This is a genomic window from Pannonibacter sp. I15F10I1, assembly GCF_900185665.1.
Classification (GTDB): domain Bacteria; phylum Pseudomonadota; class Alphaproteobacteria; order Rhizobiales; family Stappiaceae; genus Pannonibacter; species Pannonibacter indicus.
Genome location: NZ_FYAN01000028.1, coordinates 266,028 through 284,145 on the forward strand (window position 1 = coordinate 266,028; position 18,118 = coordinate 284,145).

Annotated in this window: 19 protein-coding genes and 1 tRNA gene; 10 read left to right on the forward strand and 10 right to left on the reverse strand. The window is 62.2% G+C overall.

From position 1 onward, the window contains the following. Positions 1 to 5 precede the first annotated feature (5 nt). The 3 genes from IF10I1_RS23025 to IF10I1_RS19825 all read right to left on the reverse strand — a co-directional run bounded on the left by IF10I1_RS23025 (position 6) and on the right by IF10I1_RS19825 (position 1,943). The gene (locus IF10I1_RS23025; protein ID WP_244284575.1) at positions 6 to 749 is read right to left on the reverse strand and encodes a nuclear transport factor 2 family protein; all 744 of its coding nucleotides are present in this window, start codon (positions 747 to 749) and stop codon (positions 6 to 8) included. Positions 750 to 826: 77 nt separating this feature from the next. After that, positions 827 to 1,189, reverse strand: coding sequence for a nuclear transport factor 2 family protein (locus tag IF10I1_RS19820; RefSeq protein ID WP_122518990.1), 363 nt, complete (start codon positions 1,187 to 1,189; stop codon positions 827 to 829). 100 nt (positions 1,190 to 1,289) lie between these two features. After that, on the reverse strand, positions 1,290 to 1,943 hold the full coding sequence (locus IF10I1_RS19825) for a hydrolase (protein WP_186414887.1): 654 nt from the start codon (positions 1,941 to 1,943) through the stop codon (positions 1,290 to 1,292). A gap of 342 nt (positions 1,944 to 2,285) precedes the next feature. Between IF10I1_RS19825 and IF10I1_RS19830 the strand changes: the two genes are divergently transcribed. The 3 genes from IF10I1_RS19830 to IF10I1_RS19840 all read left to right on the forward strand — a co-directional run bounded on the left by IF10I1_RS19830 (position 2,286) and on the right by IF10I1_RS19840 (position 5,656). After that, positions 2,286 to 3,221, forward strand: a complete 936-nt coding sequence (locus IF10I1_RS19830; protein WP_186414888.1) for a pirin family protein — start codon at positions 2,286 to 2,288, stop codon at positions 3,219 to 3,221. A 26-nt stretch (positions 3,222 to 3,247) separates the two neighbouring features. After that, positions 3,248 to 4,498, forward strand: coding sequence for a DUF5996 family protein (locus tag IF10I1_RS19835; protein ID WP_186414889.1), 1,251 nt, complete (start codon positions 3,248 to 3,250; stop codon positions 4,496 to 4,498). Between the two features lie 153 nt (positions 4,499 to 4,651). Further along, positions 4,652 to 5,656, forward strand: coding sequence for a zinc-dependent alcohol dehydrogenase family protein (locus tag IF10I1_RS19840; RefSeq protein WP_186414890.1), 1,005 nt, complete (start codon positions 4,652 to 4,654; stop codon positions 5,654 to 5,656). Positions 5,657 to 5,885: 229 nt separating this feature from the next. On the opposite strand, the gene IF10I1_RS19845 is transcribed toward IF10I1_RS19840, so the two are convergent. Beyond that, the gene (locus tag IF10I1_RS19845; RefSeq protein WP_208977091.1) at positions 5,886 to 6,650 is read right to left on the reverse strand and encodes an alpha/beta fold hydrolase; all 765 of its coding nucleotides are present in this window, start codon (positions 6,648 to 6,650) and stop codon (positions 5,886 to 5,888) included. A gap of 295 nt (positions 6,651 to 6,945) precedes the next feature. Between IF10I1_RS19845 and IF10I1_RS19850 the strand changes: the two genes are divergently transcribed. Next, positions 6,946 to 7,353, forward strand: coding sequence for a helix-turn-helix domain-containing protein (locus tag IF10I1_RS19850; RefSeq protein WP_186391513.1), 408 nt, complete (start codon positions 6,946 to 6,948; stop codon positions 7,351 to 7,353). A 154-nt stretch (positions 7,354 to 7,507) separates the two neighbouring features. Here the strand turns inward: IF10I1_RS19850 and IF10I1_RS19855 are convergent, their stop codons facing one another. After that, complete coding sequence (locus tag IF10I1_RS19855; protein ID WP_186391514.1) at positions 7,508 to 8,407, reverse strand: LysR family transcriptional regulator; 900 nt, start codon at positions 8,405 to 8,407, stop codon at positions 7,508 to 7,510. Positions 8,408 to 8,429: 22 nt separating this feature from the next. Here IF10I1_RS19855 and IF10I1_RS19860 point away from each other — a divergent pair, with 22 nt between their 5' ends. Next, positions 8,430 to 9,833 carry an MFS transporter gene (locus IF10I1_RS19860; RefSeq protein WP_256387640.1) on the forward strand — a complete coding sequence of 468 codons (1,404 nt, stop codon included), beginning with the start codon at positions 8,430 to 8,432 and terminating at the stop codon, positions 9,831 to 9,833. Positions 9,834 to 10,065: 232 nt separating this feature from the next. Next, entirely contained in the window at positions 10,066 to 10,689 is a 624-nt protein-coding gene (locus IF10I1_RS19865; RefSeq protein ID WP_186391515.1) for a DNA alkylation repair protein, read from the forward strand. A 414-nt stretch (positions 10,690 to 11,103) separates the two neighbouring features. Here IF10I1_RS19865 and IF10I1_RS19870 read toward each other — a convergent pair whose 3' ends face one another. After that, the gene (locus IF10I1_RS19870; RefSeq protein WP_050473513.1) at positions 11,104 to 11,712 is read right to left on the reverse strand and encodes a TetR family transcriptional regulator; all 609 of its coding nucleotides are present in this window, start codon (positions 11,710 to 11,712) and stop codon (positions 11,104 to 11,106) included. Positions 11,713 to 11,828: 116 nt separating this feature from the next. Between IF10I1_RS19870 and IF10I1_RS19875 the strand changes: the two genes are divergently transcribed. Then, entirely contained in the window at positions 11,829 to 12,842 is a 1,014-nt protein-coding gene (locus IF10I1_RS19875) for an NAD(P)-dependent oxidoreductase (protein WP_186391516.1), read from the forward strand. 570 nt (positions 12,843 to 13,412) lie between these two features. Here the strand turns inward: IF10I1_RS19875 and IF10I1_RS19880 are convergent. Both IF10I1_RS19880 and IF10I1_RS19885 read right to left on the reverse strand, forming a co-directional pair. Next, positions 13,413 to 13,805, reverse strand: a complete 393-nt coding sequence (locus tag IF10I1_RS19880; protein WP_186391517.1) for a VOC family protein — start codon at positions 13,803 to 13,805, stop codon at positions 13,413 to 13,415. After that, entirely contained in the window at positions 13,802 to 14,110 is a 309-nt protein-coding gene (locus tag IF10I1_RS19885; RefSeq protein WP_186391518.1) for a helix-turn-helix transcriptional regulator, read from the reverse strand. Before IF10I1_RS19885 ends, IF10I1_RS19880 begins: the two co-directional genes overlap by 4 nt. A gap of 205 nt (positions 14,111 to 14,315) precedes the next feature. Between IF10I1_RS19885 and IF10I1_RS19890 the strand changes: the two genes are divergently transcribed. Beyond that, a complete protein-coding gene (locus IF10I1_RS19890; protein WP_186391630.1) occupies positions 14,316 to 14,540 on the forward strand; it encodes an antitoxin MazE family protein in 225 nt (74 codons plus the stop codon). Continuing rightward, complete coding sequence (locus IF10I1_RS19895; protein WP_186391519.1) at positions 14,537 to 14,896, forward strand: type II toxin-antitoxin system PemK/MazF family toxin; 360 nt, start codon at positions 14,537 to 14,539, stop codon at positions 14,894 to 14,896. Before IF10I1_RS19890 ends, IF10I1_RS19895 begins: the two co-directional genes overlap by 4 nt. Positions 14,897 to 14,966: 70 nt before the next feature. Here the strand turns inward: IF10I1_RS19895 and IF10I1_RS19900 are convergent. Next, positions 14,967 to 15,043: transfer RNA gene (locus tag IF10I1_RS19900), tRNA-Arg, on the reverse strand. Between the two features lie 410 nt (positions 15,044 to 15,453). Between IF10I1_RS19900 and IF10I1_RS19905 the strand changes: the two genes are divergently transcribed. Continuing rightward, positions 15,454 to 17,085, forward strand: coding sequence for a cryptochrome/photolyase family protein (locus IF10I1_RS19905; RefSeq protein ID WP_208977092.1), 1,632 nt, complete (start codon positions 15,454 to 15,456; stop codon positions 17,083 to 17,085). A gap of 313 nt (positions 17,086 to 17,398) precedes the next feature. Here IF10I1_RS19905 and IF10I1_RS19910 read toward each other — a convergent pair whose 3' ends face one another. Next, positions 17,399 to 17,806 (reverse strand): septal ring lytic transglycosylase RlpA family protein, encoded by a 408-nt coding sequence (locus IF10I1_RS19910; RefSeq protein ID WP_050473496.1) that lies wholly within the window; start codon positions 17,804 to 17,806, stop codon positions 17,399 to 17,401. Positions 17,807 to 18,118 lie beyond the last annotated feature (312 nt).

The window sequence follows — 18,118 nt, forward strand, 5'->3', positions numbered from 1 at the left end:
TGCGGTTATGCCGGTTCGGGGCGGGCACCGCGTGCCCCTTCCATGGGATCGAACATCGCGATCCCGCTACCGGTTGCCGTGGCCGTCACCTCGTTTTGCAGGACGTCCCAATGCTCGGCCAGCTTGCCGTCCTCGACCCGGAAGATGTCGATCGCGATCTGCGGTTCATCCGCCCAGCCGCGGATGCGGCCGTGGATCGCGACGAGATCGCCATCCGCAATGATCAGGCCGGGCTCGTAGTGGACATGCTCCGGCAGCCCTTCGACGATCGCCCGCAATGCGTCCCGTCCCTGAGGAATGCCGGGATTGTGCTGGATGTAATCCGGAGCGTAAAGCCGGTCCACGGCCTGCGCATCGTGACGCTGGAACAGTGAGGTCATCGCTTCGAGAACCAGCGCCTTGTTGCGCTGAGGACGGTCATCGGAGGGGCGGTCCGCGGGCCGGGTGATGGCCATCGTCCCCGTCATCCGCAGAAACTGGCCGCCGGGCAGTGTCGCAAACGAGAAGACCAGATTGCGATCATAGTCCTGAACATTCGTGACCGTCGCTCCGCTCTCCTCCTGCCAGCTGACCGCGAAGATGCTGTTGCCGATCGGCACGACCTGAATGTCAACGGTCTCGGTCCGGGCGAACGGCCCTTCCTTGATCTCGAACCTCAATTGCCCGGCGGACAGGAGCGTCAGGCTGACTGGGAAAGCCGGATAGGAGACATCCATCTCCAGTCCCACAGGAAAACCATATCCGGTCATGTGCAGCAGTTCCTTTGAATTGACAGCGGCCCGGCAGATAAACGTCCGCGAGAACTCCGCTCAGCGCCTCTTGCCGTTCAGATATCCGGCTGGTCGAGGAAAACATGCAGGGTTCGAATGAGGCCGCCTTCGACCTGTGCCACATCGGTGCCCGTCACTGCGGCGGGACCTCCGGGCGGGCCTGCCCGCCACTGCAAGCGCCCAACGCCGTTGTGGCCCGATGCCGGTCTTACCGCGGTGAACACGAAACCCGGAGGCAGATGCTTCAGAACGTCCGCCACGGCCTGCGAGATCGCGTCATGACCTCGCGCCGAACGCCCGGGCTCGTGAAGCTCCGCGTTTTCAAGGTAGATCTTCCGGATCGCCGCGATGCGCCGCGCGGGGTCATGTTCGCCGAACACCAGATCGAGGTTGGCCTGCATGAGTGTCTCGAAATCCATCCGTGCCTCCTTGGCGGCAGCTTCGGGCAATGCCGTGGATGACGAAGCGAAGCCGGGTCGGGGAATGCCCCGAGGGTTCGCCTCGCCATCCGGGCTCCAATCAGCCTGCCGGGTTCGGCACCGGCGTGTTGAGCAGCTGCTGCTCCCACAGGAAGGCGATACCGCTGCCTGCGGCATGCTGGATAACCACGTCATTGAGCGCACCGGCGGTCTTTGCCCGCGCCCAGTCGCGCTGCCATTCCGCCGCCAGCGCCATCCATGTGATCATGTTCACGCCGGCCGCGATCATGCGCTGGATGGCAATTTCATGCGCCTCTGTCGAGACGGCGCCGGATGCATCGGTGACGACCGTCACGTCCCAGCCTTCGCCGGCCGCCTGGATTGCCGGCATCGCGACGCAGACTTCGGTCCACAGGCCGGCCAGCACCAGCTGCTTGCGGCCTGTCGCCTTGACCACGTCGACAACCTTGGGATCTTCCCAGGTGTTGATCAGTGTCCGGTCGATGATCTCCTGGCCGGGAAACACGTCGGTGATCTGCGGGAAGATATGACCGCCGCGATCCGCGACAACGCTGGTCAGGATGGTGGGCACGCCGAATACCTTAGCAGCCTTCGCCAGCGCGGCCGAATTGTTGACCACCATGTGCGGGTCGTGGCTGTTCAGGTTCGCCAGCTGGTAGGGCTGGTGGTCGATCAGGACCAGTACGGAATCCTCGGGGCGAAGAAGCGAGGCAAGGCCGTTACGGAAAGTCATTCTAGTCTCCTGCGTCGTGAGGGTAGCGCTCATCGGCTTCTGGTAAGTAGCGAATGCATCGGGGCACTGCGGTGCAGGACTTGCCTCTCAGGTGCCGTTCTTGCTCCCTTTCCGGCCCACCGCGACACGAACGCTTGAGTCCGCCCGGTTTCCCGAGGAGGGTAAGACCGAATTCCGGCGGACCTGCCGGCAGGAAGGCGTGTCTGCCAGACCCTGCGGCGGGCGCAGCCAGTGACATCTCCCTCGGCGGTACGGCAGGAACGGCCGGATGGACATCGCTGGCTTGCGGACATTCGCGGGAGTGGCTGGTGCCGGGGCGCCCGAAGACAAAGGATGATGCACATGAGCTGGAACCCATCAATCGAGCCGGGATGTCCCGATGAAGCCGGGATCGACGCGATCGAAACCCTTATTGTCCCGCGCTCCCGCGACCTTGGCGGTTTCGAGGTCCGGCGCGCCCTGCCCGCGCCGAAGCGGCAGATGGTCGGGCCCTTCATCTTCTTCGATCAGGCCGGGCCGGCAGAGTTGCTGACCGGGCATGGCGTCGATGTCCGGCCGCATCCGCATATCGGCCTCGGCACGGTCACTTACCTGTTCAAAGGCGATTTCCATCACCGCGACAGCACCGGTGCCGATCAGATCATCAGCCCCGGTGCTTTGAACTGGATGGTGGCCGGGCGCGGCGTCACGCATTCGGAGCGCACGTCCGCAGCAGCGCGGAGCGGCCCGAACAGCCTGTTCGGGATCCAGACCTGGCTGGCCCTGCCGGACAGTCATGAGGATGTGACGCCAAGCTTCGAGCACCACGGCAAGGAGACACTGCCCGTGATCGAGGACCGCGGTGTCACCGTCCGGCTCATTCTCGGAAACGCCTATGGCAAGACCGCGCCCGCGACGATGCTTTCCGAGACATTCTACGCCGATGTGAAGCTTGAACCGCGAAGCCGGCTGCCGATGCCGGACAATCACGAAGACCGTGGCATCTACATCGTCGAAGGTTCGATTTCGGTTGCCGGACAGGAATTCGAGGCGGCGCAGATGATGGTGTTCCGGCCGGGTGACCGCATCACGGTGGCCGCCGGGAGCCAAGGTGCGCGGCTGATGATCCTCGGCGGCGCGACCTTCAACGGACCGCGCTACATCTGGTGGAACTTCGTCGCCTCCTCGCAGGAGCGCATCGAGCTCGCCAAGGCCGAATGGCGTGCCGCGAACTGGGGCAAGGGCCGCTTCGATCTGCCTGTGGGTGACCGGCACGAGCACATTCCCCTTCCGGATTGACCGGATGCAGCCCGGAGAAGCAAGAAATGAACAACTGGCCTCATCTCGATTACCTCAGCTGGCGTGAAACCTGTTCAGCCTTGCATCTCTATCTCCAGATCGCCGGCAAATACCGGCTGGCGCATACGCCGTGGGTCAACCATTCATGGAACGCGACCTTCTATGTCACGCCGGCCGGTTTGACCTCCTCACTCATCCCGAACGGACCGGGCATCGAAATCCTGTTCGACTTTCATGAGCACAGGGTCGTGGGCATCAACGGCAACGGTCAGAAAGCGTCCTTCGGCCTCGGGCCGGCCACGGTCGCGTCATTCCATACAAGCTTCGTGCAGCTGATTTCGGATCTGGGCGGCACTCCCACCTTCAACGGCCACCCGAACGAGGTCCCATTTCCGGTTCCCTTCGCCGAAGATGACCGGGACCGGCCCTACGACGGCGAGGCCGTGCAGCGCTTCCACCAGGCCTTGATGGCGGCCGGCAAGGTCTTCAACCGGTTCCGCACGTCGTTTCTGGGCAAGTCCAGTCCTGTTCACCTCTTCTGGGGCAGCTTCGACCTGGCCGTTACACGTTTTTCGGGACGGCGCGCACCGCTTCACCCTGGAGGTGTCCCGGCATTGCCGGATGATGTGGCGCAGGAGGCTTACGACCGCGAGGTCTCGTCGGCAGGTTTCTGGCCGGGCGGTGGCGGCATCGATTATCCGGCCTTCTATGCCTACGCCTATCCTGCGCCCGGCGGTTACCGTGCTGCGGCGGTGCAGCCCGGTGCCGCGTTCTGGCACGATGGTCTTTCTGAGTTCATTCTCCCTTACGACGCTGTCCAGTCCGCAGCTGATCCCGGCGAAGCCCTGATGGCTTTCCTTGTCTCGACTTATGAAGCCGCTGCTGAAGCGGGTGGCTGGGACCGTGATCTTCTCGAATGCGCGCACGGGCAGCCGCGGCAGGTGCGCGCGCCCGATGCGGCGGTGATGGGGAATACGCCTGCGGTGGGTGATGAACAGGTCAGGCGGGAGGATGGCGTGTCGAAGGGGCGCTATCACCTCGTCATCGATGGTGTTGAGGCTGAGATGGCCTACAGCCGCGCCGGTGCGGGAATAATCATTATCGATCACACCGATGTGCCAGCAGCCCTGCGCGGCCGCAAGGTCGGGGAGCGGCTGGTGCGCCAGGCGATCGAGGACGCCCGCCGCCAAGGGGTCGCGATTGTGCCGCTGTGCCCCTTCGCGAAGGCGCAAATCGATCGGCACCCGGAGTGGCAGGACGTGGTTCACCAGCCATAAGAGGAAAGCAGCGGGCCGGGATATCGCTCCCCGTGTCTTGATCAGCTGCTCTCTAGCACCCCAGGAAAGCCACCGGAAGCAAAAGTCACAGCAATGACGTGCGCCTGCCAACAAGGCATCCACCGTCAATTGGGAGCGGGAAAGGGCAAGACTATGAACGGCACCATGAAGGCAATCGTTCTCGAAAAATTCGGTGGCTACGACGCATTCGAGCTGCGCGATGTGCCTGTACCGGCCGTCGGCCCGCGGCAGGTCCGGGTGCGCGTCCACGCCACGGCCATCAATCCCCTAGACTATCAGATCCGCCGTGGCGACTATGCAGACTATGTGCCGCTCCCTGCCATCATCGGTCATGACATTTCGGGCGTCGTGGAAGAGAAGGGCGCCGACGTGAGCGAGTTCGAGACCGGCGATGAGGTTTATTACACGCCCAAGATCTTCGGTGGCCCCGGCTCATATGCGGAGCAGCACGTTGCCGATGCCGGTCTGGTTGCCCGCAAGCCGCGCAATATCAGCCATCTGGAGGCTGCCAGCCTGACGCTGGTTGGCGGTACGATCTGGGAAGCCCTCGTCAGCCGCGCCCAGCTTGCCGTCCATGAAACGATCCTGATCCACGGCGGCGCCGGCGGTGTGGGCTCCGTGGCGATCCAGCTGGCCAAGGCGATGGGCGCGCGGGTCATCACGACCGCACGCTCCAGCAACCACGTATTCGTGCGTTCGCTCGGAGCGGACGAGGTCATCGACTACACCTCCGGCGACTATGTCTCGGCCGTGGCAGACCTGACGCATGGGCAGGGGGTGAATGTCGTGTTCGATACAATAGGCGGTGACGCCCTGACGAAGAGCCCGCTCGTCCTCGCAGATGCAGGGCGGGTGGTCAGCATTGTCGACATCGCACAGCCGCAAAACCTGATCGAGGCGTGGGGCAAGAATGCCGCTTACCATTTCGTGTTCACCCGGCAGAACCGCGGCAAGCTCGACGCACTGACGAACCTTGTTGAACGCGGCCTGATCAAGCCCGTCGTCGGCGCGGTGCTGCCGCTGGCCCGGATCGGCGAGGCGCATGAATTGCTCGAAGGCGGAGGCTTCCGCGGGCTGCGCGGCAAGGTAGCGATCGATGTTGCCGGTCAGACCGTCGATCTTCCCACGCCACGATAGATACAGAGCGGCCACCAGTCCTCGATGGGCGTCACTCATCGAGAGCTGGTCGGGCCTGCCGGCGCATGAGCTCATTCAAGGCGTGATGCGTCAGCATCCTTGCGCCTTGGGATCAGACGGCCGCACCTTCCTGAAGTGCCGCATTGACCGGCCCGGCATTCCCGGCCGGTATCCGGACAGGCGGCAAAGTGCACGGACCGGTTTGCCCGGTCCGTGCTGCAAGGCATGGTTATTCGACCGCCTTTGCTGCCTGCCGGATGATGTTGGCCACCTCGTCCGGGCTCGTCATCGGCAGCATGTGGCCGTTCTCGATGTCGACGATCGTGGAGCCAGCCCGTTCGGACATCTGACGCTGCAGACCGGGCGCAATGATCCGGTCGAGGGTCGCGATGGCTGACCAGCTCGGCTTTTCATTCCAGGCAGCGACCCGGGCCTCGTATTCGAGGATTGCGGTGTTCGATGCTGCCTGCGACCTTGCCACGTAGATGGCGTCGTCGCGGGACAAGCCATTTCCGGCGACTGAGACGAAGGCATCTTCATCGATCAGGTAGTGACCGTCGTCGAAAACCGTGAGCTTATCGGACATGAACTCAGTCGGATCCGAGGCCAACAGGGCCCCGGCGCTTTCTCCAGCACCGGGCTGGAATGCCGCGATATAGACAAGGCCCTTTACGTCCGGGTCGCCGCCAGCTTCGCTGATAACCATGCCGCCGTAGGAATGCCCGACCAGCAGCATCGGACCGTCCTGAACGCCGATAACCCGCCGGACTGCGGCAATATCGTCTTCGGTCGAGGTCAGCGGCATCTGCACGATCGTTACCTTGTAGTCTTCCGCAGTCAGACGGTCATAGACGCCGCGCCAAGTGCTGCCGTCGACATTCGCGCCATGCACAAGAACGATGTTCTTCACATCGGCGAGCACCGCGCCTGATTGGGCGGTCAACATACCGAGTGTCATGGCACAGGAGAGCATGAGAGTTTTCAGATAGGTCATGATCGAGTTCCCTGCTGTTATTCACCTTGGGGTACAGATAGGCGGCAGTCCATGCTGAGTGGCCCTGTCTCGCGGACGGGGTGCCGGGGCCGGACGGGCTGTTCGGACAGGCTTCGGCAACCGCCCGGAACACTGTCCGCCCCGCTCTGCCGCGTTACTGGCCGGACACGAGCACCGTATTTCCGTTCACCATCTATTGTTCCCTTTGGTAACTATTGATGGTTATGAAATGGCACCGTTATAAGAAACGCACAAGACGGCACATATCTGTAAGCCGGTGACCAGGAGGTAACTCATGGAGAAGCTGATCCACGGCAGGCCCTACACGGAAACGAAGAGAGGCCCGGTCTTCACGCCATGCGCGCCGAACAACATCCTTGCGAGGCTGGGTGACAAGTGGACGATCCTCGTCATGAGCATTCTTGCGCTGGATCCAGCCAGGCCTCTCCGTTTCTCTGAAATCAGGAACGGGATTCCGGACATTTCGCAGCGCATGCTCACAGTCACGCTCCGGAATCTTGAACGGGACGGCCTTGTCCTGCGCCATTATTTTGCCGAGGTGCCGCCGCGCGTCGAGTACGAGTTGACGCCCATGGGCCGGACAATGCTCCCGGCCCTCGAAGGCTTCACCGGCTGGATCAGGAACAATTGGCAGGAGATCGAGCAGTCCCGCCAGCGGTTTGATGCAGCCGCCGGCCGCTAGGGCAATTCCAGGAAAGGTGAGAACCGCTTTTCCGCCCGCAATGGCATGAAACAAACTGGCGGAGCTTTCCGTGACACGGGGAAAGATGGAAATGCTCCAGCCCGGCGAACCAAAGTACCGCGCGCCCACCCCGCCAACCGCCCCTGCGCCCTCGTCAGCCGCGCTGTTCGTGCGGGAAAAGATTGCCACCCATGAAATCTACGAAAACCCGGAGTTTCGGGGCCAAGTGCCGGCTCGACGGCCACAGAATACGGAAGCTGCCCGAGTGCTTCACTGCGTCATCCAGCACCGCAACCAATTTCCCGTCGGCAAGCTGATCGCGGATTGCAAAGTCAGGCAGGCAGGCGAGACCGATACCTTCCTGCGCAAGATGGATCAGCGGCTCAATGGCACTGGCGACAGCCACAGTCTTGATCGCAGGAGAGAACGGCTTGCCATCGACCTGCAAAGGCCATTCTTCGACCTTGCCTGTGCTTGGGAACAGATGACGCAGGCCACGATGCTCCGACAGATCGGAAGCAGTCTGGGGCGTGCCATGCCCGGCGAGATAAGAGGGAGAGCCAACCAGCCTGTAGCGGAACGTGCCGAGTGTACGCATCATCAGGCGCGAGTCGCTGATTTCTCCGGTGCGCACCACCGCGTCAAAACCTTCGTCGATCACGTCCACCAGCCGGTCCGTGAAATCAAGGTCCATTTCAATGCCGGGCCATGCCCGCATGAAGGCGGTGAGTGTCGGCATCATCAACATGCCGACCAGCGGCAGACTCACGCGCAGTTTGCCACCCGGCGTTCCCCGCGTCTGCAGTAATTCCAGTTCGGCTGCCTCCATTTCGCTGAAAATGCGGCGGCATCGTTCCAGAAAAAGCGCGCCTTCCGGCGTTAGAGTGACTGTCCGCGTGGAGCGGTGGAACAGGCGCACACCGAGCCGGTCTTCCAACCGGGCAACCGCCTTGCTGACCGCCGAAGAGGAAATGCCAAGTTTCTGACCGGCAGCGGTGAAGCTGCGCATCTCCGCTGCCTGCACAAAGGCGTTGAGTGAGCCGAGACTGTCCATTGCAGGTCCATTGTTGACATATATGTCCGAAGTGTTCGGAACTGTAGCCTTCTTCTCATCGAACCGGAACCTGCCTAGCTTCGCGTCATGCCGTGACCGGCGGATCGTGCCGTCTTGTATGCCGGCCATCCGCAAGCGGCTTTTCAGACAAGGCACAGGCGGACCAATGACTACAGCAAGCGGTACATCACCGGTTCAACCGAACAGCGCGGCACCGGCCATACCCGGCGGGCGGCTTCCACTTGCGGCGCTGCTGGCACTGACCATGGCGGCCTTCATCACCATTCTGACCGAAGCGTTACCTGCGGGCCTGCTGCCGCAGATGGCTGAAAGCCTTTCTGTTTCCGAGGCGCTGATCGGGCAGCTTGTCACCATTTACGCGATTGGGTCGCTGGTGGCAGCCATTCCGCTGACGACTGCGACACAGGGTTGGCGCCGCCGTCCGCTTCTGCTGCTCGCTATCAGCGGCTTCGCCATCGTGAATACGGTGACGGCCCTATCCGGCAGCTACGTTGTCATCATGATTGCGCGCTTTTTTGCCGGGGTCTTTGCGGGGCTGCTCTGGGCATTGGCGGCGGGCTACGCGGCGCGTATGGTGCCGGAGCATTTGCAGGGCCGGGCGATCGCGATCGCCATGGCGGGAACACCGATTGCACTCTCGCTCGGTATTCCGGCCGGAACTTTCCTTGGTGCCACCGTCGGCTGGCGCGTCACTTTTGGCCTCATGAGCGCGCTGACCGTCATTCTCGTTTTCTGGGTGCTGGCAAAGGTGCCCGATTATCCCGGTCAGGCGCGCGGAAAAGGCTTTTCCATTGCGACGGTCTTCACGTTGCCAGGCATCCGGCCGGTGCTGTTTGTGACGCTGGCCTACGTTCTCGCCCACAACATCCTCTACACCTACATCGCCCCGTTTCTTGTGCCAGCGGGTCTGGCCGACCGCATCGACCTTGTGCTGCTTGTCTTCGGTATGGCTGCGCTCGTCAGCATCTGGATTGCCGGGCTATTGATCGATCGATGGCTGCGGCAACTCGTTCTGGCCAGCATAGTCTTGTTCGGGCTGTCTGCGCTGGCTCTCGGCATCGCAGGCGGCATGCCGCTGGTGGTCTATGCGTCCGTAGCGATTTGGGGGCTCGCGTTTGGCGGCTCTGCGACGCTGTTCCAGACGGCGTCAGCGAAGACGGCAGGCAAGGCGACGGACGTGGCGCAGTCCATGATCGTCACCGTCTGGAATGTGGCGATCGCCGGTGGTGGCATCGCCGGAGGCGTCCTGCTGGAAACCTCCGGTGCCGCTTCGTTTCCATGGACCGTGCTGGCATTGCTCATCGCAGCCCTGGCTGCCGCCTGGGCGGCGCGGTCTCACGGTTTTGCGTCTCCGCGGAAAAATGGCTTGCTAGACACGGACACGAGCACCGGCAACAACCGTTGAGCCATGCACCGGCGAGCGGCACCGATGATGGGCCGTCGACGGGGAGCGCTGGCCTATCTGGGCGCGCGCCTGCCGCCAGACGCCGGCCGGCGTCTGGCTGTGGGAGACCTGTTCCCCAAAGAGGTGCGGCACGATATAGATGAAGCAAGGCTGCGGTCTGCACCTCCCGGCGAAGAGGTGATCTCTTTGAGTTTTCACCGCACCGATGATGTTCGGGAAAGGTTGCCGCTCGATGCCGGACCTCCAGCAACTCATTGAACGCGCCAAGGGCACCGAGCACGGCTTCAAGGACCTCGAGGCTGCCGCTGCCGGGGTCCTTGACGAGGCAGCGGCCGGCGAAGCTTTGCAGATAGCGATCGCCCTTCTGAACATCGAGCTGGCCCAGGCGCGCAGTATCGGAACGTTCATCCTGGGTGGCTTGGCATCGTCGGATGAAACGGCGCTGGGGATAATGAAGAAGCAGGTCAGCCGGGACGGCGACTGGCGCGTGCAGGAAATCCTTGCCAAGGCGTTTGACCGTTATTGCGCAGACATTGGATACGAAGCCGCGCTTCCGGTCATCAGGGAGTGGCTGGCAAATCCCTCCGCCAATGTCCGCCGTGCCGTGACTGAGGGGCTGAGAATCTGGACGGGGCGCCCGTATTTTTGCGATCATCCCATGGCTGCAATCGAACTGCTTTCCCCATTCAGGAACGACGGCAGCGAGTATCTGAGGAAGTCGGTTGGCAACGCGCTGCGGGATATCAGCAAGAAGCATCCCGAACTGATCAGGCAAGCCGTGGAGCAATGGAACCTTGATGAGCGCGGAACGAAGCAGACCTACAAACTGGCGGCGCGGTTGATTCGAGGGGAATGAACAACCAGCCGTCCTGTTGACGGCCATGCTCATCACCGGCATCCGGCCGGACCTGCCGGGCCAGATCACGGCGAATACATGTGACCGCCCGGCCGGATCGCTGCTTCTGATCCCGCAGAGACGCGCATCTCCGGTCAAACGATGACGGCTCCTGTCACGGCCATATGCGGGCTTTTCAGCATCGCGCCAGGGCCGCAGGTAACAGGCTTCGCATCATGGGATCGACATCGGAATTGCTGCGAACTCTGGCCGCCGCTTCGGTCGTAGAAACGGTGGCGTTCGAATTCCAGCCTCGCGCGTAGAGGCTTGCATGGCCGCCATGAGGAAGGCCGCAGATGGATGCCCCGCCCCTGCAGCGCCTCCAAACCGGCAGTTGCCCTGAGGGATTGCGGGCCATTGAACGATCCGCGTTGCCTACATGTCCGGCTGGCTGGCTGCCGCGAAAGCCGTGACCAATGTATCGATCACCGCATGAAGCCGCGGCTCCAGGTCCAGACCAGCGACGGCGGCCTGCTCCACGTGAGCAGGATGGACGAAGACCGTAACAGCATCCCGCACCACACCGGCAGCCACGTCGAGGTCGGGGATACGGAACTCGCCCCGCACCACCCCATCCTCCAGCACCTGCCGCACGAGCCCGGTCATGCGGCGCGCATAGTCGCCGACGAGGTCCGGGCGTTCGGCGATAATCCGGCGGTAGAGACCGTGGATCTCCGGATCGTCCCCCAGCTTGGCCCGCTTGCTGCGGTGGAGCGCCAGGACAAGGCCGCGCAGCCTTTCTGCCGCAGATCCATCGGCTTTGGCGAAGCGGGCCGCCAGTTCGGCCTCTTCGGCCATCGTCCGCGCCGCAAGGGCGTCAAAGATATCCGCTTTCGACCGGAAGTGCCGGTAGAGCGCCGAATGCGACAGGCCCATGGCCTTGGCGATGTCGACAACATTTGTCTTGGCCTCGCCGAACCGGCGGACCTGTTCGGCGGCGGTGTCCAGAATGCGGTCGCGATGATCGTGGGCGTCGTTCGTCATGCGCGGCTTTTAGCTGACACATCGCACGCATGCAACATGTAACAAATTTCATATTTTGTATTGTGTTGCATTTGGGGATGTGACACGTTGGGACAAACGATCTTCAGGAGATAGTCATGAGCCAGTTTTCTTCCCAGCAGACACCCCGCCTCGCCCTCGTCACCGGAGGCTCCGGTTTCGTCGGCGGGCATCTCATCCGCCGCCTGCTGTCGGATGGCTGGCGCGTCCTTGCGCTTGGCCGCAGCGACAAGGCGCGGGCGGAGATCGAGGCCCTCGGCGCCGAGCCGGTTGAGGGCGACCTTCTGGACCGCACGGCGCTGGCCGGCGCGATGGAAGGGATCGAGGTGGTGTTCCACGTTGCGGCGCATTTCAAGCTCTGGGGGCCGGTGTCCCTGTTCCGCCGGATCAATGTCGAAGGCACGCGCAATGTCGTGGACGCAGCTGAGCGCGCCGGTGTGCGCCGCATCGTCTATGTCAGCGCCGCCGCCGTCGTCATGGGCCGCCCCGAACCGATGCGTCGCGTGACCGAGGACATGCCCCTGCACAAGATGCCGTTTGCTCCCTACGCCGCATCCAAGGCCGAAGCGGAGGAAGTGCTGCTGGCGGCAAATGGCCGCCGCGCGGACTTTTCCACGGTGGCCATCCGGCCGCCTTTCATCTGGGGGCCGGGCATGCCGGCGCTTGACCGCATGGTCGAAACCGTTCGCGCAGGGCAGTTCCAATGGGTTGCCGGCGGCGGGCAGGCACTTTCCACCTGCCATGTCGATAACCTGTGCCACGCGTTGATCTTGGCCGCCGATCGCGGGTCAGGCGGAGAGGCCTTCTTTGTGAGCGATGGCGAGGACACGACGCTGAAGTCCTTCCTGACGCGCCTGCTCGCCAGCCGCGGCGTGACGCCCAAGGACCGCGCTGTGCCGTTTGGCATCGCCTGGACGATGGCGGGTGTGATGGGTGCGGTCTGGCGGATCTTCCGCCGCAAGGGCGAGCCGCCGGTCACCCGGCAGATGCTGCGGTTCATCGGCAAGGATTTCACCATCGACGTAAGCCGTGCGCGAAATCAACTCGGTTACGCTCCGGTCATCTCGGCGGCTGATGGCATGCGCGCAATGCAGGCGAAAAACCTTCGCTGACATCAGCTTGCCCCCTTCACGAGACGGACGCGGCCTCTCCGGTTGTGGTGTTTTCGATCTTCCGGCATGTCTCTGCGCGGATGGGCTGGGGCCTCGCATCGTAACGAGCCGGGAATAGCGGCTATGGCGGATAATCGACAGTATTTGGCGCACCCGAAGTGAGGGAGAACGCCAAGCCAAAACCTATTGATTCCAAAATTAGATAAATGATTTCAATCTATTAGATATCTGCTCCGATTAAACCTAAGAGGGCGCGTGGAGCTCTTGCGGCACTAATGTGTACGGCACGGGAAAGCGTAAGTGGACGTACGACGCTTGGCAAGGTTCTGGCTATAGTCCAGCATTAATATCGTATTGATTGGGTGGTCTGAGGGATAAAATCCATGCGCTTTGTAGCCAACTTTGAGGTCGCCTCGGAAGTGTCGGTTGTGGCCGACGGTCAGGTGTTGAAAATCTGCGACCCACGCGAGGCGTTTAAAGCCCTGATCAGGAACATTCCGCGCTCGGAGTTCACTACGCCGTTCTTGCTTGCTGTTCATGTCTACTTCGATGCTGAGGCCCCAATGTGCGCTACTTGTCTTTCATCTCGACAAGCTGAATCAGGTTGCCGCAAGTATCATCGAATACGGCCATGCGAACCATGCCCGCATCCATCGGCTCGACCGTGAACTTGACGCCAAGGCCGCACAGCTTCTGGTGCTCGGCGTTCAGATCATCAACCTGAAACGAGGCCGCGGGTATGCCATCCTCGACTAGAGCTGCTTTGTAGGGCTTTACCGCAGGATGCTCGCTCGGCTCCAGCAGCAGTTCCGTTCCATCGGGCGCTTCACTCGATATAACCGTGAGCCAGCGGTTTTCGCCCAACGGCACGTCGTTCTTCACGACGAAGCCAAGGGTTTTGGTGTAGAATTCTAACGCCTTGGATTGGTCATCGACGAAGACACTTGTGACATAGATTTTCATGGGTCTTTCCCTTCTTGAAGATGCTTGTGAAGCCAGATGTCCGCCGCCTTTCGCAGCGGCATGAGGTCGAGAGTGTGGAGTTTGGTCCGGCCAGACCAAGAAACTTGAACCAGTCCGGCTTTCTCCAGCATGTCGAGATGTTGGGAGATCGCCTGCCGGGAGATGGCTTTTTCACCCTCTACAGCGGCCACGGCACAAATCTGGAAAAGCGACTGGTTGGGCTGCTTTCGCAGCCGATCTATGATCCTGCGACGGATAGGGTCGGCCAGTGCCTTGAAAATTTGGTCAAGCTGTTCGTCATCCACACCAGGGAATATGCAATGATTTTATTGCATGTCAATCGGCCGCGTATGGGACTTGCAAACCAAGCCCTCTCTGCCGCCCTGCACGACGCCCGTGATCTCGCGGCCGAACTGGCGGTCGATGAGCGACATACAAGGGAACGAAAGGGGTGGTTATGGCGGGCAGGCCATGATAGGTTACATGTAACTATAGATGCTAAGGCCGATCATGGCGACACCATCCAATTCCAAGCCCGTGCGGGTGAAGGTGCGCGAGCACCGCGACCGGCTGCGCGCCCAGGGATTGCGGCCCATCCAGATCTGGGTGCCGGACGTGCGCGCACCCTCTTTCCGGGACGAGGCGCATCGCCAGTCGCAGGCGGTCGCCGCAAGCGATCATGCACGCGAGGATCAGGCGTTCATCGACGCGGTTTCCGATTGGGACGATGAATGAGGCGCGGCGAGATCTGGACCGTCTCGGCCGGCAAGGACTATGCGGGCAAGCCGCGCCCGGTCGTGATCGTGCAGGACGATAGTTTCGACGCCACCGATTCCATCACGATCTGCTCCTTCACCACCGACCCGACCGACGCGCCTCTGTTCCGCCTTGTCGTGGAGCCGAATAAGCGTAACGGCCTGCGGTCCCCTTGCCGCTTGATGGTGGACAAGATCACCACCGTTCCCAAGACGAAGATGGGCGCACATGTTGGGCGGCTCGACGATGAGGACATGGTGCGGCTCAACCAAGCCATGACGGTATTCCTCGGCATGGCGGTCTCTCCCCGAACCGGAGTGAAGAAAGGGGCATGAGCATTGGAGCATCGACCTTGCCAGTAGGGCAGCGGCGGCAATCGGCGGCGTTCAGAGTTCTGTTCTGAAATGGCGCACCCGAAGGGATTCGAACCCCTGGCCTCTGCCTTCGGAGGGCAGCGCTCTATCCAGCTGAGCTACGGGTGCTGACCGGGCGCCGGTTGGGACCGGCCGGTTCGGTTCTGATACAGGAATGAAATCGTCTCGGCAACGGCTTTTCTGTTCTCTCGCGTGGATAGCAGGAAGGCGCAGAGTTGCGAGGTTCCGGCAAGACCTTGCGGCCTCATGCCTATGCCGGGTTCAGACCGTCCTTGTCCTGCGGCACGCGGCCTTGTTGGCGGCGTGGCGGGCTCCTCCTGTCAGTCAAGCCGGCAAGGAAAGGCTTGTGTCCATCTTCCGGCCATGCGGCGATGTTTCTTCGCCCGGACCAGTGATACAGCGCTGCGCCGGTTGCGTAGAGGTGGAAAAGGGAGGGGGGCTTGCCCGATCTCTCGCCATGCCCCCTCCGGCACCCTGCTGACGGCAGGGCCTGCCGGACAAAAGAGCTGCCTTTGCCCATGTCCCATCTGCCGGAAGCAGACGCCGCAACTGCCCGTAACTCTACCTTTGCGGATGCTCCGGCCTTTGCCGCTGCCCTTGCTGCTGTACCGCATGCACCGGCAGGTCCGGTGGAGACGCTTGTGCCCGTGCTGGGTGACCAGCTGTCGCTGAACCTGCCCTCGCTTGCCGCCGCAGACAGGGAGCGGTCTGTGGTGCTGATGGCGGAGGTGATGCGCGAGGCCAGCTATGTTGGCCATCACAAGCAGAAGATAGCCTTCATCTTCTCGGCCATGCGCCACTTTGCCATTGCTCTGCGCAAGGCCGGCTGGCGGGTGGACTACATCACGCTGGAGGACCCGGAGAATACGGGAAGCCTTGCCGCAGAGGTGCAGAGGGCAGCCGCGCGCCATGGCTGCGGCAGGGTCCTTGCCACAAAGCCCGGCGAATGGCGGGTGCTGGAGGACATGAGCGGCTGGGGCGCACTGACCGGATGCGAAACCGTGCTGCTGGAGGACACCCGCTTCCTCTGCCCGCTGGATGAGTTTGCCGCCTGGGCGGAAGGGCGCAAGCAGCTGCGCATGGAATATTTCTACCGCGAGATGCGGCGCAAGACCGGCCTTTTGATGGAGGGAGACGAACCGGCAGGGGGGCGCTGGAATTTTGATGCGGAGAACCGCAAGCTGGCGGAAGGCAGCCTGTTCCTGCCGCGGCCCTTCCGCGCCGTGCCCGATGCGGTGACGCAGGAGGTGCTGGTGCTGGTGGCTCAGCGCTTTGCGCAGAATTTCGGGCGGCTGGAGGGCTTTGCCTATGGCGTGACGGCGCAAGACGCGCAGGCGGCGCTGGACTGGTTCCTGCGCGAGGCGCTGCCCTGCTTCGGCGACTATCAGGACGCGATGCTCAAGGGCGAGGCCTGGCTCTATCATTCGGTGCTTTCGCCCTATCTCAACACCGGGCTTCTCGATCCGCTGGAGCTCTGCCGCCGGGTGGAGGCCGAATGGCGGGCCGGGCGGGTACCGCTCAATTCGGCGGAAGGCTATATCCGCCAGATCATCGGCTGGCGCGAATATGTGCGGGGGATCTACTGGCTGAAGATGCCCGGCTATACGGAAGAAAACGCGCTCGCAGCGCACCGGCCCCTGCCTGCCTTCTACTGGACGGGCGAAACGGACATGCGCTGTCTGCGCGAGGCCATCACCCAGACGCGCGACACAGCCTATGCCCATCACATCCAGCGGCTGATGGTGACCGGCAATTTCGCCATGCTGGCAGGGGTCAACCCGCGCGAGGTGCATGAATGGTATCTGGCGGTCTACATTGATGCCTTCGAATGGGTGGAGGCGCCCAACACCATCGGCATGAGCCAGTTTGCCGATGGCGGCCTGCTCGGCTCCAAGCCCTATGCGGCGGGGGGCAACTACATCAACCGCATGTCGGATTATTGCGGCAGCTGCCGGTATGACGTGAAACAGAGAACGGGGCGCGATGCCTGCCCGCTGAATGCCCTCTATTGGGACTTTCTGGTGCGCAACGGCGAAAAGCTGCGCGGCAATCCGCGTCTGGCACAGGTTTTCAGCACATACGGCAAGATGCCGGAAGAGGCCAAACGGGACCTGCACCGGCAGGCTGACGCTTTCCTCAAGGCGCTTTAACACCGGGGCATGCGGGAGGCTGGCGCCTCACGCCTGGGAATTGCTCGGGCGCCGCAGGGGCTTGAGCAGACCCTCTTGAGCCAGGCGCATTGAAGCTTTTGCATAATTCCTGGGCAGTCTGAAGCAGATGAAAAAAGCCGCGCCCTTCGGACGAAGGTGCGCGGCTCAAGTTTTGTGCACATGGCCCCATCGACCACGACGGCGAAATGTAACGTTCGCCTCTGATGCTGTCATTACTTAATGTCAGAGATCTTCATAAATAATGCTTCGCTCTTGCGGCGGAAGATAAAATGGCGCCTGTGCACCCGCATTATTAACAGTGCTTGCCGGCCTTAAGCTCACCATGCGGGCCAACGACCTTGACCCGGGCGGTCCCCTTGCCGGTGAAGCCCAGCTCGTTCGCAGCCTGCCGGGTCACGTCAATGACGCGGGACCGGATGAAGGGACCGCGATCGTTGATGCGGACCTTCACCTGCCTGCCGTTGTCCAGGTTGATGACCGTGACCACGGTGCCGAAGGGCAGGGACCGGTGGGCGGCTGTCAGCATGTTGGGATTGGCGCGCTCGCCACTGGCGGTCTTGCTGGTCATTGCATACCAGGATGCCATGCCGCACTGGCCGGATGTGGCGGCAGAAGCTGTCGCAGAGGCGGCCGCTGCCATGGAAAAAGCCAGTGCTGCCAAAGACCTGGCGTATACCGCGCGCGAGGCGCTGGTCTTCATTTCATATTCGGACTCTATTGTCTCATCCCCCGGTGATCTTCCTGCGGCGGCGTCCAGCACAGGGCTGAAACGGAATGGTAAATCCGCCAGGAGGGGCACGCAGCTACAGCCAGCCCTCACAGGATAGTCAGCAGTTCATCTGGAGCCAAACCTTCGATGACTCCGGAAGTCGATGGCGGCCTGATGCCTATACAATCGGGCCATATTGTGACGCTGCGTCTGAGCGCATCGTGGCCGGGTGCGGCGGAAACCCTCGCCAGCGCGTTAACAGTTTGTTAAGGTCACGGGGAACGCCATTGGGAAAACTGTCCG

What these genes read in the sequence shown, in the direction of transcription:
- IF10I1_RS23025 (WP_244284575.1), bottom strand. Translation starts at nt 749, where the DNA reads ATGACCGGATATGGTTTTCCTGTGGGACTGGAGATGGATGTCTCCTAT.
- IF10I1_RS19820 (WP_122518990.1), bottom strand. Translation starts at nt 1,189, where the DNA reads ATGGATTTCGAGACACTCATGCAGGCCAACCTCGATCTGGTGTTCGGC.
- IF10I1_RS19825 (WP_186414887.1), bottom strand. Translation starts at nt 1,943, where the DNA reads ATGACTTTCCGTAACGGCCTTGCCTCGCTTCTTCGCCCCGAGGATTCC.
- IF10I1_RS19830 (WP_186414888.1), top strand. Translation starts at nt 2,286, where the DNA reads ATGAGCTGGAACCCATCAATCGAGCCGGGATGTCCCGATGAAGCCGGG.
- IF10I1_RS19835 (WP_186414889.1), top strand. Translation starts at nt 3,248, where the DNA reads ATGAACAACTGGCCTCATCTCGATTACCTCAGCTGGCGTGAAACCTGT.
- IF10I1_RS19840 (WP_186414890.1), top strand. Translation starts at nt 4,652, where the DNA reads ATGAACGGCACCATGAAGGCAATCGTTCTCGAAAAATTCGGTGGCTAC.
- IF10I1_RS19845 (WP_208977091.1), bottom strand. Translation starts at nt 6,650, where the DNA reads ATGACCTATCTGAAAACTCTCATGCTCTCCTGTGCCATGACACTCGGT.
- IF10I1_RS19850 (WP_186391513.1), top strand. Translation starts at nt 6,946, where the DNA reads ATGGAGAAGCTGATCCACGGCAGGCCCTACACGGAAACGAAGAGAGGC.
- IF10I1_RS19855 (WP_186391514.1), bottom strand. Translation starts at nt 8,407, where the DNA reads ATGGACAGTCTCGGCTCACTCAACGCCTTTGTGCAGGCAGCGGAGATG.
- IF10I1_RS19860 (WP_256387640.1), top strand. Translation starts at nt 8,430, where the DNA reads ATGTCCGAAGTGTTCGGAACTGTAGCCTTCTTCTCATCGAACCGGAAC.
- IF10I1_RS19865 (WP_186391515.1), top strand. Translation starts at nt 10,066, where the DNA reads ATGCCGGACCTCCAGCAACTCATTGAACGCGCCAAGGGCACCGAGCAC.
- IF10I1_RS19870 (WP_050473513.1), bottom strand. Translation starts at nt 11,712, where the DNA reads ATGACGAACGACGCCCACGATCATCGCGACCGCATTCTGGACACCGCC.
- IF10I1_RS19875 (WP_186391516.1), top strand. Translation starts at nt 11,829, where the DNA reads ATGAGCCAGTTTTCTTCCCAGCAGACACCCCGCCTCGCCCTCGTCACC.
- IF10I1_RS19880 (WP_186391517.1), bottom strand. Translation starts at nt 13,805, where the DNA reads ATGAAAATCTATGTCACAAGTGTCTTCGTCGATGACCAATCCAAGGCG.
- IF10I1_RS19890 (WP_186391630.1), top strand. Translation starts at nt 14,316, where the DNA reads ATGGCGACACCATCCAATTCCAAGCCCGTGCGGGTGAAGGTGCGCGAG.
- IF10I1_RS19895 (WP_186391519.1), top strand. Translation starts at nt 14,537, where the DNA reads ATGAGGCGCGGCGAGATCTGGACCGTCTCGGCCGGCAAGGACTATGCG.
- IF10I1_RS19905 (WP_208977092.1), top strand. Translation starts at nt 15,454, where the DNA reads ATGTCCCATCTGCCGGAAGCAGACGCCGCAACTGCCCGTAACTCTACC.
- IF10I1_RS19910 (WP_050473496.1), bottom strand. Translation starts at nt 17,806, where the DNA reads ATGAAGACCAGCGCCTCGCGCGCGGTATACGCCAGGTCTTTGGCAGCA.